The 15,292-nt window shown below is 62.2% G+C and carries 16 protein-coding genes and 1 pseudogene; 10 read left to right on the top strand and 7 right to left on the bottom strand.

Annotated elements, in window-relative coordinates; all coding sequences use genetic code 11:
• Nucleotides 1-341: 341 nt before the first annotated feature.
• From AUCHE_RS13205 to dnaA, 4 genes are all read right to left on the bottom strand, one after another.
• Nucleotides 342-854, bottom strand: a complete 513-nt coding sequence (locus AUCHE_RS13205) for a DUF721 domain-containing protein (RefSeq protein ID WP_006503829.1) — start codon at nt 852-854, stop codon at nt 342-344.
• Between the two features lie 139 nt (nt 855-993).
• Nucleotides 994-2,253 (bottom strand): DNA replication/repair protein RecF, encoded by a 1,260-nt coding sequence (recF, locus tag AUCHE_RS13200; protein WP_006503828.1) that lies wholly within the window; start codon nt 2,251-2,253, stop codon nt 994-996.
• A 112-nt stretch (nt 2,254-2,365) separates the two neighbouring features.
• Entirely contained in the window at nt 2,366-3,499 is a 1,134-nt protein-coding gene (dnaN, locus tag AUCHE_RS13195; RefSeq protein WP_006503827.1) for a DNA polymerase III subunit beta, read from the bottom strand.
• Between the two features lie 966 nt (nt 3,500-4,465).
• Entirely contained in the window at nt 4,466-5,926 is a 1,461-nt protein-coding gene (gene dnaA, locus AUCHE_RS13190) for a chromosomal replication initiator protein DnaA (protein WP_006503826.1), read from the bottom strand.
• Nucleotides 5,927-6,421: 495 nt separating this feature from the next.
• Here dnaA and rpmH point away from each other — a divergent pair, with 495 nt between their 5' ends.
• The 10 genes and pseudogenes from rpmH to AUCHE_RS16355 all read left to right on the top strand — a co-directional run bounded on the left by rpmH (nt 6,422) and on the right by AUCHE_RS16355 (nt 12,818).
• Nucleotides 6,422-6,559 (top strand): 50S ribosomal protein L34, encoded by a 138-nt coding sequence (gene rpmH / locus AUCHE_RS16360; protein ID WP_006503825.1) that lies wholly within the window; start codon nt 6,422-6,424, stop codon nt 6,557-6,559.
• A gap of 11 nt (nt 6,560-6,570) precedes the next feature.
• Nucleotides 6,571-6,912, top strand: a complete 342-nt coding sequence (gene rnpA / locus AUCHE_RS13185) for a ribonuclease P protein component (RefSeq protein ID WP_006503824.1) — start codon at nt 6,571-6,573, stop codon at nt 6,910-6,912.
• Nucleotides 6,909-7,145, top strand: a pseudogene (gene yidD, locus AUCHE_RS17600) (membrane protein insertion efficiency factor YidD); the annotation flags it as partial. The gene rnpA and the pseudogene yidD, both read left to right, overlap by 4 nt.
• A gap of 28 nt (nt 7,146-7,173) precedes the next feature.
• Nucleotides 7,174-7,371, top strand: coding sequence for a hypothetical protein (locus AUCHE_RS17595; RefSeq protein ID WP_245707006.1), 198 nt, complete (start codon nt 7,174-7,176; stop codon nt 7,369-7,371).
• Nucleotides 7,372-7,387: 16 nt separating this feature from the next.
• Nucleotides 7,388-8,371: a membrane protein insertase YidC gene (gene yidC, locus AUCHE_RS13175; protein ID WP_006503822.1), complete on the top strand. Its 984-nt coding sequence runs from the start codon at nt 7,388-7,390 to the stop codon at nt 8,369-8,371.
• A gap of 131 nt (nt 8,372-8,502) precedes the next feature.
• Nucleotides 8,503-9,099, top strand: coding sequence for a Jag family protein (locus AUCHE_RS13170; protein ID WP_006503821.1), 597 nt, complete (start codon nt 8,503-8,505; stop codon nt 9,097-9,099).
• 17 nt (nt 9,100-9,116) lie between these two features.
• Nucleotides 9,117-9,899 carry a 16S rRNA (guanine(527)-N(7))-methyltransferase RsmG gene (gene rsmG / locus AUCHE_RS13165; protein ID WP_006503820.1) on the top strand — a complete coding sequence of 261 codons (783 nt, stop codon included), beginning with the start codon at nt 9,117-9,119 and terminating at the stop codon, nt 9,897-9,899.
• A 462-nt stretch (nt 9,900-10,361) separates the two neighbouring features.
• Complete coding sequence (locus tag AUCHE_RS13160; protein WP_040322564.1) at nt 10,362-11,144, top strand: ParA family protein; 783 nt, start codon at nt 10,362-10,364, stop codon at nt 11,142-11,144.
• Nucleotides 11,145-11,325: 181 nt separating this feature from the next.
• Complete coding sequence (locus tag AUCHE_RS13155; RefSeq protein ID WP_006503817.1) at nt 11,326-12,240, top strand: ParB/RepB/Spo0J family partition protein; 915 nt, start codon at nt 11,326-11,328, stop codon at nt 12,238-12,240.
• 83 nt (nt 12,241-12,323) lie between these two features.
• Nucleotides 12,324-12,818, top strand: coding sequence for an NUDIX domain-containing protein (locus AUCHE_RS16355; RefSeq protein WP_074788568.1), 495 nt, complete (start codon nt 12,324-12,326; stop codon nt 12,816-12,818).
• A gap of 190 nt (nt 12,819-13,008) precedes the next feature.
• Here the strand turns inward: AUCHE_RS16355 and trxA are convergent, their stop codons facing one another.
• The 3 genes from trxA to AUCHE_RS13135 all read right to left on the bottom strand — a co-directional run bounded on the left by trxA (nt 13,009) and on the right by AUCHE_RS13135 (nt 15,257).
• Nucleotides 13,009-13,332, bottom strand: coding sequence for a thioredoxin (gene trxA / locus AUCHE_RS13145; protein ID WP_006503815.1), 324 nt, complete (start codon nt 13,330-13,332; stop codon nt 13,009-13,011).
• 111 nt (nt 13,333-13,443) lie between these two features.
• A complete protein-coding gene (gene trxB, locus AUCHE_RS13140) occupies nt 13,444-14,385 on the bottom strand; it encodes a thioredoxin-disulfide reductase (protein WP_006503814.1) in 942 nt (313 codons plus the stop codon).
• Nucleotides 14,386-14,579: 194 nt separating this feature from the next.
• Nucleotides 14,580-15,257 (bottom strand): hypothetical protein, encoded by a 678-nt coding sequence (locus AUCHE_RS13135; RefSeq protein WP_006503813.1) that lies wholly within the window; start codon nt 15,255-15,257, stop codon nt 14,580-14,582.
• Nucleotides 15,258-15,292 lie beyond the last annotated feature (35 nt).

The following is a 15,292-nucleotide window of genomic DNA, read 5'->3' as shown; positions in this document are numbered from 1 at the left end:
TGTACGGCCCCGGCACGAACGACGAGACGTTTGTAGCATCGACAGTCTACCCGCGCCGTAGGACAGAGATGTATCAGCGGGGCCCTGGCGAGCCACACTGAGCCACGAACGAGCGGGCTCATGACTCCCTGTATCCACCCCAGGGTTTACGCGCGCCTGAGGGCCCTTTCCGAAAAATCGACTCTTCGGACATCTCGCCATGAATCACATGGGGCCTGAATCGACCTGGCCATGGGATGGATCCGAGATCCCATAGGGGCTTGACCAGCTTTTTCACCGGAGGGCGCACCGATCCCCGAGACAGCGGACCGTCCCTTGTCGACCGTTCCCACCCGACCGGATCACTCGTAGGGGTCCTGTGCTCCACGCCCGCCGGGGAGGTATCGCTGTCCCCTGCGTCGGGTCTGTGAAGCCGGGCCGACGATCCGCAGATCGGTGACCTTTCCTTCTCCTAGGTCGGCGGCGAGATGTTCCAGGAGCAGTGGAACCATGTATCTGAGGTTGGTGGCCCAGCTGGGCGAATCGGCTCGTACCGTCAACACGCCGTCCTCGAAGGTCTCCGGGGTGACGTGCTGGGCCACCTCCGGGCCCACGACTGCCGGCCAACGGGAGATCACCGAACCAACGGCGACCTCGACCTGCCATCCACGCTCGGAGAGCAACCGGCCCAGATGGTCTCCGACCAGGACCGGGTCACGTCCGTCGGCTCGCGCTCCCGAGTACTCCGAGGGCCGGATCCGGGGCCGGGTACGCCCCCGTCCCGAAGTCGGTCGAAGCCCCGCCGAACGAGCGCCCTCCCTGGCCTTGGCCAGGGCTGACGCCGCTGCGGCCTCGACCGCCGAGTCGATGGACATCTCAGCTGCGGAGGAGAGCGCCGCTCCTGCATGGGCGGCATCTCGAGAAGCATGATCGGGGAGAGGGTTTCCCTCTTCATCCACAGAAATTGCCCGGTTATCCACAGGATCTGTGGATGATATGGGAATGCGTGGGCTCTCAGTCATCGCACGCACCTTCCCCACCGGGAGCGATCTGGGTCTCCGTTACAGACCTGTCGGCCGCCGACACCACTCCTCGAGTGACCTCGCAGACCGTGCCCTGCAGTGCAGAAGGGATGTCCTGCGCTACCGCAGCTGTCACCAGTACCTGTTCTGCGTCGGCGGCGAGAGCCGCCAGCCGTTCCCGGCGTCCGCTGTCCAGCTCCGCGAAGACATCGTCGAGGATCAGCACCGGGTCGTTCTGCAGGTCCCGCCGTAACAGTTGAAAAGAGGCCAGGCGCAGCGCAAGCGCAAAACTCCAGGATTCTCCGTGGCTGGCGTAGCCCTTGGCGGGCAGTTCCCCCAGGGAAAGCATCAGGTCGTCCCGATGAGGCCCCGACAACGACACCCCTCGTTCGACCTCGGCCGCCCGCTGTTCGACGAGGGTTGCCCGAAAAGCTTCTCGCAACTCGTCGACCGTAGGTACTTCGCCCTCCAGGACGGCTCTGGCAGTTCCTTCCCGGAGGGATGAGCGGTATGTCGCCCTGGCGTACGAAGTGGAGGCGCTCACTTCGTCGTACGCCTCAGCGAGGAAGGGGCTCAGGTCGCGCAGGATCCGCAGCCTCCCGTAGAGGAGCTGCGCGCCCGCGCCGGCCAGTTGTTCGTCCCAGATGTCGAGGGTGTGCAGCGCCGCTGCGACCCGTTCGTCATGCCCTGAGGACACCTGACGCTGGCCTCCGCGCCCTCGGGACGATCTGCGACGCAGGTCAGGTGCGGCAGACTTCAGCAGGGCGTTGCGTTGCCTCAGGATCCGCTCGTAGTCCGAGCGTGTGGCCGCCCAGCGTGGTTGGCGTGCGACCAGTAGACCGTCCAGAAAACGTCGGCGTTCGGCCGGGTCACCCTTGACCAGTTCCAGGTCCTCCGGTGCGAACAGCACTGTCCGTAGAACTCCGAGGACGTCTCTGGGTTTGGTCTGCGTCGAACGGTTCAGCCGTGCACGATTCGCCTTCCCCGGAATGATCTCGATCTCGACGAGCTGCTCACGGTCGGCGCGGACGATCGCACCTTTCACCAGAGCACGTTGCGCGCCTTGCCGCACCAAGGGGCCGTCCTGGGAGACCCGGTGGCTGCCCAAGGTAGCCAGATATCCCACAGCTTCGACGAGATTCGTCTTCCCCTGGCCGTTGGCCCCGACCAAGATGGTCGTTCCGGGAGACAGAGGTAGCTCCGCAGCTGCATAGCTGCGGAAGTCCATCAGAGACAGATGCCGAAGTCGCACACCTACCTCAGCGAGCTACGGTCGACACGCGGTCGAGGCAGACGACATGCGTTCTCACAGCATCTTCCTTTCCCGTCGCGCTCCGAGTCGACCGATCTGACAGCGACCCCGGTCAGCCCGCGAAACGCACTGGCATCAGCACATATCGGTAGGAGCTGTCCGCTTCGCCGTCTGCAGAGCTCTGCCCGCTCAGCACAGCCGGCTTGTTGCTCTGGGTGAAGGCCAACCGAGCGTGGTCCGTCCCGATGGCGTGCAGGCCGTCCAGGAGATAGTGCGGGTTGAAGGCGATCTCGAAGTCCTCACCGGACAACGAGCACTCGATGGCTTCCGAGGCCTGGGCGTCGTCCCCGGTTCCGGCGTCGATCGAAAGTTGTCCTTCCGCGAAACGCAGTCGGACAGGGGTGTTGCGTTCTGCCACCAGCGATACACGTTTGACAGCCTCCACCAGAGCGGAGGTTTCGACGACGGCCTCGGTCTCGGCACTGGACGGGAAGATCGAGGAGACCTTGGGGTATTCCCCGTCCAAAAGCCTACTCGTCGTCCGTCGCTGTCCGGCTTCGAATCCGATGAGTCCGTCTCCGCCTGCGGCCTCGCCGAAGGCGATCTCCACCGATGCCGCAGCACCCAGGGACTTTGCGGTCTCGGAGAGAGTCCGCGCCGGGACCAGCAACACTCCGGCTGCCTCGGGGTCGCGGGGGTTCCAATCCAGTTCGCGCATGGCCAACCGGTACCGGTCGGTCGCGAGCAAGGTCATCTTCGAGCCTTCGATCTCGACTCGGACCCCGGTGAGGATAGGAAGGGTGTCGCTCTTGTCCGCCGCGATCGAGACCTGGGCCACGGCCTGCGTGAACAGGTTTCCTGCGACGGAACCGCTCGGATCGGGAGAGATCGGCAACGACGGGTATTCATCGCTCGGCATTTGCAGAAGACTGAACCTGCTAGATCCACAGGTCAGCTGAACCTTGTTGCCTTCGGTGGTGATCTCGATCGGCCGCATCGGCAGGTTCCGGGAGATGTCTGCAAGCAGTCGTCCCAGCACCAGGACGGTGCCTGGCTCGCTCACGTCGGCAGGCACGATGATGCGTGCGGAAGTCTCGTAGTCGAAAGCCGAGAGGGTCAGGGTCCCGGCTTCGTCCGCGGTGATGAGTACCCCGGCGAGTACCGGGACGGGCGGACGATTAGGCAGGCCTCGGGCGACCCAGGTGACGGCCTCCGCGAGGACATCACGCTCCACACGGATCTTCATGCGAACTCTCCGCCCCTCTGTACTCCGAATTCAGTGCCTTCCGACTGTAGTGCCGATGTCGACCAAGACCAATCGGCCCGCTGCGCATGGAGCGTCGCAACCACTAAATGTGATGTAGGTCACAAAATCTGCTGGAGACCTCAAGGCTGTCCCCAATCGGTCGATCTGGGGCCTGTAGGGGCAAGTTGTCCACAGCGCTCGTACTCGGACTCGTTCATGCCACTTAAGTCTCATAGTCGTAGTAGGTCCTGTGGATATTGTGGATAACTGCCTTTTGTGCAGCTCAACCGCAGTGAGAACTTGTGATTTACCTGGGGACAACGCCTGTGTATAACTGACGTCCGTTGTGGACGAATGACAGGAATCCACAGGCGACCCGTTTTTACCCACAGGTTGTCCACAACGAACTGGGCGTTCGTCCACAAGTTTTCCACCGGGCTGTGCACGAGGTGTGCCCTCCATATCGGCATGTCACGGCCGTGTTGGCCGCGAAGAGCCTGCGTCATCGGCGACAGACCGCCTGATGGCCCAATTTTCCCTGTGCCCGCCGCCTCGTTATCCACAGAGTTATCCACAGCTGTGTATGACGTATGAGCACGTGGCAGCCACCGAATGACAAGTTTTTTGTAGTTCCCGGACTCGCCTTATCCACAGCTGTGGATGACGGTGTGGACAGGGGAGGCGGAAGCCTCGCCAGGGCGGAGCCGTAATCCCGCTGTGACCTCCGGAAATACAGGCCGGACAAGCTCTGTCCCCAGTTGTGGGTGGTTGTCCACAGAGCTGTGGACAACCACCCACAACCCCGGTGACGTGCTTAAAAACGGGTCGCGGCCTGCCGTTCCCTGCCGAGTAGCCGAGTACGCGAGACGGCTTTCCCCTCGCGCGGTGGGGAGCCTGCCGCCCACCGCCGGACCGCGAGAACACACGACTGGCTGAGACAGTTACGTGCGGCTGCTGCTACGTGAGTCAGACAGACGTCGTGCGGATCCTCGTCGTCAGCTCAGTCACCTGGTTGTAGACGCTGCGCTTCTCCGCCATCAATGTCCGGATCTTCCGGTCGGCGTGCATGACCGTGGTGTGATCCCGCCCTCCGAACTGCTGGCCGATCTTGGGCAAGGACAGGTCCGTCAGCTCACGACACAGGTACATGGCGATCTGCCGGGCTGTGACGAGGATCCGAGAACGGGAGCTCCCACAGACGTCGTCCACTGTCAGACCGAAGTACTGAGCGGTCTGGGCGATGATTGCGGCAGCCGTGATCTGACTTGAGTTTCCCTCCGGCATCAGATCCTTCAGAACGATCTCCGCCAAGGTGAGGTCCACGGGCTGACGGTTCAGGCTGGCGAAAGCAGTCACCCGGATCAGTGCGCCCTCGAGCTCGCGGATATTCGTGGAGATCCGCGAGGCGATGAAGTCCAACACCTCGTCGGGGATCGTCAGCCGCTCCTGGATCGCTTTCTTCCGCAGGATCGCGATTCGGGTTTCCAGATCCGGAGGCTGGACATCGGTCAACAGCCCCATCTCGAAGCGCGACCGCATCCGAGCTTCGAAACCCTGCAACATCTTCGGCGGTACATCACTGGTGATGACCACCTGCTTGTTGCTGTTGTGCAGGGTGTTGAAGGTGTGGAAGAACTCCTCCTGGGTCTGGAGCTTGCCCCCCAGGAACTGGATGTCGTCGATCAGAAGGACGTCGACCTCGCGGTACCTGCGTTGGAAACTGGCAGCCTTGTCATCGCGGATCGAGTTGATGAAATCGTTCGTGAACTCTTCGGAATTGACGTATGTCACGCGGACATTGGGATAAATCTGCCGGGCGTAGTGACCGATGGCATGGAGAAGATGGGTTTTACCCAGCCCTGAATCACCGTAGACGAAGAGAGGGTTGTAGGCCTCCGCAGGAGCCTCAGCCACGGCAACAGCAGCCGCGTGAGCGAAGCGGTTGCTGGCTCCGATCACGAAACTGTCGAAGGTGTGTTTCGGATTGAGCCGAGCTTCTCCAGAGGCGACCCTGCCTCCACTCTCTTGGCGTCGGATCGAGGTGGGTGAGTTCTCCTGAAGCTGCTCCGGATCGGAGAGAGTCGATATCGGATCTCCTTCCGAGGGCTGGTCGCTCGGAAGGATCGGCAATGGATCGATGATCGGGTCGTCCATCGCCGGCGCGTCATGTCTCAGCTGTGGATCGACGGTGACGGCCACGGTGGTGGGCTCGCCGAGCCGGGCGGAGAGTGCGGCAGCGAGTTCGGTGCGGACCCTGGTCTCGATGACGTCCTTGGTGAAGTCGTCGGGCACGGCGACGATGGCGGTTCCGTTCAACAGGCCGAGTAGACGACCCTGATGAAGAAACGCCCGGTCACGAGGGGTCAGCTCCAGGGAGTCGAGGGCGTCCCGCCAGATGTCGGTGTAGTCGTCGCTCTGGTCGGTCACGGAGTATCCCTGCTGGTAGACGCTATGGCACCCGGATAGGGGCAGACCGTCATCGTACGCACGAGAAGGTTGTGCAGACCAGCGCGACGCAGAGTTGTCCACAGGTTTATCAACATATGTGTATGGCTTCTGACCTGTTCTTTCCCCAAGTCGAGTCGGCTGTGGGGGACAGCTTCTTCTGAAGAAGGGCCTCTGTAGAGATTTCCGGGCGAGGCTCCGGACTTTCCGCGGAGTTCGCGCGCGGGTTGTCAGCCGCTTTCGGGCACAGGAATGTCCTGCATATCACGTCTGGGAGGCTTTGTGGTTTGACCCATGTTCGGCTGGGCAAGTACCGTTCCCCTATAGGCCAATCATGGCCGTCTTCGCATGCCCATGCGCAGTGGTGAGGGTCTGGCTCTCCAGCGATGGGGCCTCGGCCCCGTTGTCACTGCTGCGTGGGTGTCCGATCGCGGCCAGGAGGCCGGCCGTCAAACCCGCTCGTGACCGGAGACCATCGTGACCAAGCGTACTTTCCAGCCCAACAACCGTCGTCGCGCCAAGACGCATGGTTTCCGTAAGCGCATGGCAACCCGTGCAGGGCGCGCCATCCTTGCAGCGCGTCGTCGCAAGGGCCGCTCGGAACTCTCGGCCTGAGCGTAGGCGGCGTGCTGCCTGCACGTCACCGCCTTCGTGAAAAGGCGGACTTTGCAGCAGCGGTCCGTAGCCGTCGAAGTGGCGGCCCGCGGCTTGTGGTGCATGCGATCAAGACCGACGCTCGGGCAGGAGCACCGCCCCGCGTCGGTCTCGTCGTGTCCAAAGCTGTGGGTAACGCCGTGGTGCGCAACCGCACCAAACGCCGGGTCAGAGCTTTGATGAGTAGGCATGTCACCGTGCTACCGACTGGCGTCGACCTGGTCATCAGAGCGAGGCCCTCTGCCGCTGAGGCCACTTATGAGCAGCTCGCACGCGATCTCGAGCGTCAGATCTCCTCGGTGCTGACTCGATGAATCAGCCAGCTGTGGAACGCACTGGCCCTCTCGCACGGTTGCTCTCGTGGCCGCTCGAGATGCTGATCCGTGTCTACCAGCTGCTGATATCGCCCCTGCTGCCTCGGTCTTGCCGGTACTACCCGAGTTGCTCCGTCTATGCGCTGGAGGCGCTACGTCGGTTCGGCCCGCTACGCGGGCTCTGGCTGGGCGCTCGTAGGCTCGGACGCTGCCACCCTTGGTGCGCAGGTGGGGTGGATCATGTCCCCCCACGGAGGGCCGATGGCCGCCCGGACTGGCAAGCACATCGGGCCCTGGCCGAACAGCGTGAAGCCGAATGGGCACGGTTGGGCGATGATGTTCAGCAGGACATCGGCGAGCAGAAGGCTGCTGTCCTCTGCGCACGCGAGAGCAGCAGAAGTCAACCGGGACGAGAATCCGGAACGGATGACGAAGGAACTGGGCGAAGCGCCCACTTGAGACGAGGAATGCACTGATGTCTTGGTACGACCAGATGCTCTGGCCACTCCGGTGGGCCGTCGAGTGGATCCTCGTCGGATTCCACACCTTGTTCACCTCCATCGGGGCACCCGCAGCAAGCGGATGGACCTGGTCCGCCTCGATCGCAGGGCTCGTGGTCCTCGTTCGGGTCCTCCTGATCCCGCTGTTCGTCAAGCAGATCGAGTCTTCTCGGCGGATGCAGCTGATCCAGCCGGAAGTGCAGAAGATCCAGGCCAGGTACAAAGGCAAGACCGACCCGGACTCGGTGCGCGCGCGCAACGAGGAGACGATGGCGCTGTACAAGCGCACGGGGACGAATCCCTTCAGCTCGTGCATGCCGATCCTGCTGCAGATGCCGATCTTCTTCGCACTCTTCAGCGTGCTCAACAACCTGGGCAGGGTTGCAGACCCGCAGAGTGGTGTGCACGCCGCAGGGCCGCTCACCGCTGCTCTTGCCAAGCAGGCGGACAACTCGACGATCTTCGGCGCGCCGCTCAGCAGCACCTTCCTGTACTCCGGGTCGACCGAGGCGAAGATCCTCACCGTCGTTCTCATCATCCTGATGTCGGTCACGACCTTCTGGACCCAACATCAGTTGATGCGCAAGAACATGCCGGCCTCCGCGCTGGACAACCCTTTCGCGCAGCAGCAGAAGATCCTTCTCTACCTGATGCCGATCATCTTTGCGGTTTCCGGCATCAACTTCCCGATCGGTGTTCTCATCTACTGGCTGGTCACCAACTTGTGGACAGCCGGCCAGCAGTACTACGTCATCAAGCGGATGCCTGCCCCGGGCAGCCAGGCCGAGAAGGACCTGGCCGAGCGTCGTCGTCGTGCAGGCAAGGAGCACAAGGTCTTCTCTCTCCCCGGTCTCCAGAGCGGGGCCGCGGAGGAGGGCCCCGAATCGCCGGTTCAGGACAATCTGAAGAAACTCTCCGGTCAGCGTCAGCAGCCGGTGCGACGTAAGAAGAAGCGCTAGCAGGCCCGACGGCATGGGGCATCGACCTCGTCGATCTAGCTGCTCGGCAGAGCCGGCGCCCAGGTCAATGTCATGAGCTATTCAGAACCCCCGCGGACATTCCAGGTCCACGCAGCCTCAGGAGAATTCACATGACGGAGCAGCAGGTAGCCAGCCTCGAGGGCGATGTAGTCGTCGGTACGCAGGACGACCGGGACGAGGGAACCCCCGGCCAGAACGGTGTCTCCGGACGTGGCACCAAACCTTTGACCAAGGAACGCGCGATTCAGCTGGAACGTGAGGGCGAGGTCGCGGCCGATTTTCTGGAGAGGCTTCTCGACATCGCTGATCTCGACGGTGATATCGACGTGGACGTCGACGGTGACCGGGCCGCAGTGGCCATCGTGGACTCCGAGGACGGTCGGGTTCCTCGTCGGTTGGTCGGTACGGAAGGCCAGGTTCTCGAAGCGCTGCAGGAGCTGACCAGGCTAGCGGTGCAGGCTTCGACCGGGGATCGTTCTCGACTGATGTTGGATGTCGCCGGTCACCGGGCCGGACGCCGACGCCTGGTCTTGGGCGAGGCCCGCGAAGCCATCGCCAAAGTGCGTGACGGCGCTGAGAAGGTCGCCTTGCACCCGATGACGGCATTCGAACGTAAGGTCGTGCACGACGAGGTCCTCGCCTCTGGCCTGGTGAGCGAGTCCGACGGTGCCGAACCTCGCCGCTTCGTCGTGGTGTATCCCAACTGAGTCCGGACAGGAATATCGTGCCCGACTCGCGAAGAGAAGACCTTGCTGCTGCCGATCCGGTGAGTGAGGTACCGGCGGCCCCGTCAGGCGCCGCCGACTGCTTCCGGGAGAGGCTGCCGCTGGCCTGTGCCTATGTCGATCGGCTTGCTGACAGCGGGGTGCGGCACGGGCTGATCGGTCCCCGTGAGATCCCTCGTCTCTGGGAAAGGCATGTTCTGAACTGCGGTGTCGTCGGGGAGTTGATTCCTGAGGGCGTGACGGTGATCGACGTCGGGTCAGGCGCGGGTTTGCCAGGTATCCCCTTGGCCATAGCCCGGCCTGACATCCATGTCATCCTGGTCGAGCCGCTTCTGCGTCGTACGGTGTGGCTGGAGGAGACGGTCGCGGAGCTCGGGCTTGAGACGGTGGAGATCCGACGCGGCAAGGCGGAGGCTTTCCACGGAGAGCTCATCGCCCCGATCGTGACTGCGCGGGCTGTTTCTCGTTTGGTGAACCTAGGTACGTGGAGCGCTCCTCTGCTGAGCCCAGGAGGGAAACTCCTGGCCTTGAAAGGCGCGTCGGTGGACGAAGAGCTTCGACAGGATGTAGCTGCGCTCCGGAAGCTGGGCTTTGTGAGCGCAGACATCGTCATGGCCGGGATAGGAGTCGTTGATCCGGCGACGACGGTCGCTTCCTTGGCCTTGGGCCCGAAAGGCGCGCGCGGTACGAAGGCCCGTCGATCGGCTTCGCGTGCCAGGCGAGGCATCGCGAAGCCGTCCGCTTCTTCTCCGCGGGGGAATCATCGAGCTTCCTCAGCCTGAGCGGGTGACTCTTGCTTGTTCCCGCAAGTGTGCTGACATCAAGACATATGGGCCTGCTCCACCTCTGGGTGGGCGTTTGGCGGCCTTGTCGCCAGCAGGGATGCTCATCTGCTGAGTAGCGTTCCGCAGCGAGGGAGTAGTGGCTGCTACCGGGCCGGACACCCATACGTTGATGTACGTTTCACGTGAAACGTTGTCGGGCTCCTGACCGGAGAATCGAGGCTCACCAGCAGCGCTTAGCGTCTCCATGGTGAGCGGGGGATTACGCTCGATTTGGGCCCGACGGAGGAGAGGCCCAGGCTCATCGTTCACGGAGAATGCCGCAGACAGGTAATGAGAAGAAATATGCATACTGACAACAAGGGGATTCTCGAGGGAGCACAGGCGGTCTCCTCCCCTGCTGAGAGCAGGGTGTCCGGCGGACGGAAGTCTCAGAGCGTGCCTCTGTCCTCCCCTCGTGTGATGACTATCGCCAACCAGAAGGGCGGTGTCGGCAAGACCACGACTGCGGTCAACGTGGCTGCAGCCTTGGCTCTTCAGGGGCGGAGAGTGTTGGTCATCGACAGCGATCCTCAAGGGAATGCGAGTACTGCATTGGGGATCTCCCATCGGCCAGGCACGCCCGGCATCTACGAGGTCCTGATCGATGACGTCGCCCTCGCCGATGTGGTGCAACCCTGCGCTGATATCGAAGGACTCTCGTGCGTGCCTGCGACGATCGACCTGGCCGGAGCCGAAGTCGAACTGATCTCCTTCGTGGCGAGGGAGACCCGCTTGAAGAAAGCGTTGACGACCTATGTCGCGCAGTGCGGAGAGCTAGCCCCCGACTTCGTCCTGATCGACTGTCCGCCCAGCCTGGGGCTACTGACCCTCAATGCCTTCGTCGCCGGCGACGAGGTGCTCATTCCCATCCAGTGCGAGTACTACGCCTTGGAAGGTCTCTCGATGCTCCTCAAGAACATCGAGATGATCAAGAAACACCTCAACCCTGAGTTGCATTTGTCCGCCATCCTGCTGACGATGTATGACGCTCGCACGAAACTTTCTGCCCAGGTTGCAGAGGAAGTACGGCAGCATTTCCCGGATCGTGTACTCAGAACGAGGGTTCCTCGCTCGGTTCGGGTCTCTGAAGCCCCGAGCCACGGGCTGACGGTGATGACTTACGATCCTGCCAGTACGGCAGCTCTGTCCTATGCCGACGCAGCGATGGAGATCGCGATGATGGAGGTCGAAGGTGTCAGCTGAGCGACGGCGTGGGTTAGGCCGAGGCTTGGGCGCGCTTATCCCCACAGGTCCGGAGAAGGAAGACGGGGTCGGTCTTGAGGTCGCTGACGATCGACGTTCATCTGTTTCACGTGAAACAGCGGCAGCTTCCTCGGCGCAAAACGGAATCCGCCCCAGTTCTGCCCTCGATCAGGGAGCTTCTGTGGAACAGCAGCGAGGAAGCGGGCATCGACAGGAATCGGAGGATGGACTTCGAGACGTCCCCGGGGCACGCTTTGCCGAGATCGTATTGACGGATATCCGGCCAAATCCGCGGCAACCACGGACAGTCTTCGATCCTGATGAGTTGGATGAGCTTGTCACCAGTATTCGTGAAATCGGTGTTCTTCAGCCGATCGTAGTTCGTGCAGTAGTTCCAGGGCAGGGGACGGAGGAAGACCCGGACGGTCATGCACGTTTCGAGCTGGTCATGGGAGAGCGCCGATGGCGTGCATCCCAGGAAGCTGGTGAGCAAACGATCCCTGCGATCATCCGGGAAACCACGGACGACGATCTTCTGCGCGATGCCCTACTCGAGAACCTGCACCGCAGCCAACTCAATCCGTTGGAAGAAGCCGCCGCATACCAGCAACTGCTCGACGATTTCGCTTGTACGCACGAAGAACTGGCTCAACGGATCGGGCGTTCCCGTCCGCAGATCTCAAATACTCTGCGCTTGCTGAAGTTGCCACCCCTGGTGGCCCGGCGGTTAGCCGCTGGTGTCCTCAATGCTGGCCATGCTCGGGCTCTCCTTGGTTTGGACGATCCTGCAGCGATGGAGCGTTTGGCTCAGCGCATCGTCGCCGAAGGGTTGTCGGTCCGCAACGTCGAGGAGATCATTACACTGGGAGCGATGCCGATGGAGTCTGCTTCCCGACGCCGGGCGCGTAGCGGTCCGATTACGGATGGGCGTTTAGAGGAAGTGGCCACAGCTTTGTCCAACCGGCTCGACACCAGGGTCAGTGTGGTGATGGGTCAACGCAAGGGCCGTCTCACGGTCGAGTTCGCTTCAGTGGAAGACCTTGACCGCATCATGAAGGTGCTCGAGCAGGAAAGCACTCAACGTGGCAGCAAGTGAACAGGCCGACCAGCTCTCCGACTGAAGAGGATTCTGCGTGCCTTCAGACGGTGCTGCGGCTCGTGAGCGATAGCGTGGAACCTATGGAGTCTGTGCGCTTTGCCCTGGTACCCGCGGTATACGTGATTTTCCGACGACGTCTCGACGGACAGCGGCAGGTGCTGCTTCAGCTGCGACAAGGTACCGGTTTCATGGATGGGCACTGGGCGTGTGGTGCCGCCGGTCATGTCGAAGCCGGTGAAAGTTTCTTCGGAGCGGCGGTTCGCGAAGCAGCCGAAGAGCTTGGGGTCGTTATCCGTGAAGAGGATCTCGTGCCGCTCACGGTGGTGCATCGTCGGCATGAGGACGACCAACCCGTCAATCAGCGTGTCGATGTTTATTTCGCCTGTGATCAATGGGAAGGCGAGTTTTCTCTCCAAGAAGCACACAGAGCTGCGGAACTCAGGTGGTGCGAACTGAGTGATCTTCCTGAGCCAGTTGTTCCTCACGAGCATCGGGTGTTCCGAGCTCTGGCGGAGGGAGAGCTTCCTCAGGTGTTGAGTTGGGGTTTCCCTTCCCCAGGTCCTACGGACGACTGAAACCGGGCTGGTGATGACCTCGACCTGAGCGCAGACGTAGGACTCTGAAGCTATTGAAAGAACGCGCGCGGGGCATGTTTCACGTGAAACATGCCCCGCGCGCGTTCAAGCTTTTCCTGCTCCGGGCTACAAGGGTCGGACCAGTCGGTGCGAACCCAGTGCCCTATCGGAGCCGACGCACTGGCTGTGCTCAGATGAACTCGGCGAGTTCCTTCAGGAGCATGGGCTTCGGACGTGCGCCGGTGATGGACTTGACGACCTGGCCGCCGGAGTAGACATTCATCGTCGGGATGCTCACGATGCCGTACTGCGCCGCGGTCTCCTGGTTGGCCTCGATGTCCAGCTTCACGATTGTCAGCTTGTCACCGTGCTCGGCTGCGATCTCGTCCAGGATCGGAGCAACCTTGCGGCACGGGCCACACCACTCGGCCCAGAAGTCGACGAGCACCGGCTTGTCGCTGCTCAGTACGTCCTCGAAGAAGGTGGCATCGGAGGTAGCGCGCACAGCTCCCATGAGTCAGGGTCCTTTCGTCAGTTCATCTCAGATCTGAGAATGTCGGTCGAGAGTCGAGAGCCGGTTGATCCGAACCTCGAAGAGGTGGTCACCTTTCGGTGGAGTAACCCGTCAACCCTCCAGGGAAGCCAGGTAGCGTTCAGCGTCCAGCGCGGCAGAGCATCCGGACCCAGCAGCGGTGATGGCCTGACGGTAGGTGTGGTCGACGAGGTCACCGCAAGCGAAGACACCGCTCAGGTTAGTGCGGCTGCTGCGCTCGAGGCATCGCACGTAGCCTTCGTCATCGAGTTCGACCTGGCCGCGCACGAGCTCGTTGCGAGGGTCGTGACCGATGGCGATGAAGACGCCGGTGGCTTCGATGGAGCGTTGTTCACCGGTCTGAGTGTCCTGCAAGGTGATGCCGGTGACCTTGTCCTCGCCCTGGATCCCGACGACCTGCGAGTTCCAAGCGAATTTGACCTTCTCATTGCTGTGCGCACGCTCGGCCATGATCTTGCTGGCACGCAATTCGTCACGACGGTGGACGAGGGTGACCGATCGCGCGAACTTCGTCAGGAAGGTGGCCTCCTCGACCGCGGAGTCTCCGCCACCGACAACCACGATGTCCTGGTTACGGAAGAAGAACCCGTCACAGGTAGCGCACCAGCTCACCCCACGGCCGGAAAGACGCTTTTCGTCGGGCAGACCGAGCTCCCGATAGGCCGAACCCATCGCCAGGATCACCGCATGTGCCTGGTGGGTCACCCCAGCGCCATCGGTGACCGTCTTGATCTCCCCGGTCAGGTCGACAGACATGACATCGTCGGCCACCAGCTCGGCACCGAAACGCTCAGCCTGCGCACGCATGTTGTCCATGAGGTCGGGTCCCATGATGCCTTCGGGGAACCCCGGGAAGTTTTCCACCTCGGTGGTGTTCATCAGCGCGCCGCCCGCGGTCACCGAACCGGTGAAGACGAGGGGGCTCAGGTTGGCCCTGGCCGCATAGACCGCAGCGGTGTAACCGGCAGGTCCGGAACCGATGATGATGACATTGCGCACGTCCGTGGTGCTCATGCTGCTCCTTGCTGTCAAGGTTCCCTCGGGTCGAGTGCTGAACCGTCACTGGCCGTGTGCAACGCAGTCCGGACCCCCATCATTCCAGGCGCAAGCTCCGAGTGGTCACACCCTGGCGGGGAAGTAGGGTTCGTGAGTACCCCGAGGGTTTGTGAATTTGATTGTCCAAGAAGACAATTTAGCTGATCCGTCTCTCATAGGGAGTAAGGGCCGACCATTAGCTCCGGAGAACCCTCGGAACAGCTGCGTTTCACCACGTGGACCTGATCATGTTCACCGACGCGGGTGACGATCACCGCTGACGGCTTCCCCTCATAGGTGGAGATGTCCACCACCGCTCTGCTGTCCCCCGGCAACCCCAACGCCTTCAGACAGGAGGAGAGCCCCAACGGGGTGCCGATCGGTCCGATGTGCGGGGACTCCGGAGCGCCCTCGGACATCCCCACCGAACTCTCCTGCGAAAGAGCCTTGGCCTGTTCGAGGAGGGTGCGTGCCGAATATCCTCCGGTGCTCAGCTTGAAGACGGGCGTACCACGGGCCGCTGAAGCCTTGTCCTTACTGGGAAGGTTCTGCCCGACGAAAGCATTCGGTGCACTCGTGGCCGAGGACGACGCTGCCGGCGAAGCCTTCTGAAGAGGAGAGCTCAACATCCCGACCAGCCCCTCCCCCGAGCCACCCAACCCGGCAACGGCCGCAGCAGTAGCAGTCAGGAAGATCGCAGCCCCTGCCGCCACCTGCCAGGAACGACCATGATGAGAACGAGTCGTCCGCCCGGCGAAGAGTGCGTAAGTGACATTGTCCTGGGAGTTTTTCCGCAGCTCGGCCTCTTGCCTCAGAGAGGCATTGATACGTTCCACCAAATCGGGTGGCATCGGACCGGGCTCGGGTAATGAGGACAACAAGTCAT

This window comes from Austwickia chelonae NBRC 105200 (assembly GCF_000298175.1).
Lineage (GTDB): Bacteria > Actinomycetota > Actinomycetes > Actinomycetales > Dermatophilaceae > Austwickia > Austwickia chelonae.
Note: the sequence above shows the minus strand (reverse complement) of the source record. Positions and strands in the feature narration are given on the sequence as shown.

Bases quoted from the DNA above. Each gene is read 5' to 3' on its own strand.
- AUCHE_RS13205 (WP_006503829.1), bottom strand. From the start codon at position 854: ATGTCCATCGACTCGGCGGTCGAGGCCGCAGCGGCGTCAGCCCTGGCC.
- dnaN (WP_006503827.1), bottom strand. From the start codon at position 3,499: ATGAAGATCCGTGTGGAGCGTGATGTCCTCGCGGAGGCCGTCACCTGG.
- AUCHE_RS17595 (WP_245707006.1), top strand. From the start codon at position 7,174: ATGGCCGCCCGGACTGGCAAGCACATCGGGCCCTGGCCGAACAGCGTG.
- yidC (WP_006503822.1), top strand. From the start codon at position 7,388: ATGTCTTGGTACGACCAGATGCTCTGGCCACTCCGGTGGGCCGTCGAG.
- AUCHE_RS13170 (WP_006503821.1), top strand. From the start codon at position 8,503: ATGACGGAGCAGCAGGTAGCCAGCCTCGAGGGCGATGTAGTCGTCGGT.
- AUCHE_RS13160 (WP_040322564.1), top strand. From the start codon at position 10,362: ATGACTATCGCCAACCAGAAGGGCGGTGTCGGCAAGACCACGACTGCG.
- AUCHE_RS16355 (WP_074788568.1), top strand. From the start codon at position 12,324: ATGGAGTCTGTGCGCTTTGCCCTGGTACCCGCGGTATACGTGATTTTC.
- trxA (WP_006503815.1), bottom strand. From the start codon at position 13,332: ATGGGAGCTGTGCGCGCTACCTCCGATGCCACCTTCTTCGAGGACGTA.
- trxB (WP_006503814.1), bottom strand. From the start codon at position 14,385: ATGAGCACCACGGACGTGCGCAATGTCATCATCATCGGTTCCGGACCT.
- AUCHE_RS13135 (WP_006503813.1), bottom strand. From the start codon at position 15,257: ATGCCACCCGATTTGGTGGAACGTATCAATGCCTCTCTGAGGCAAGAG.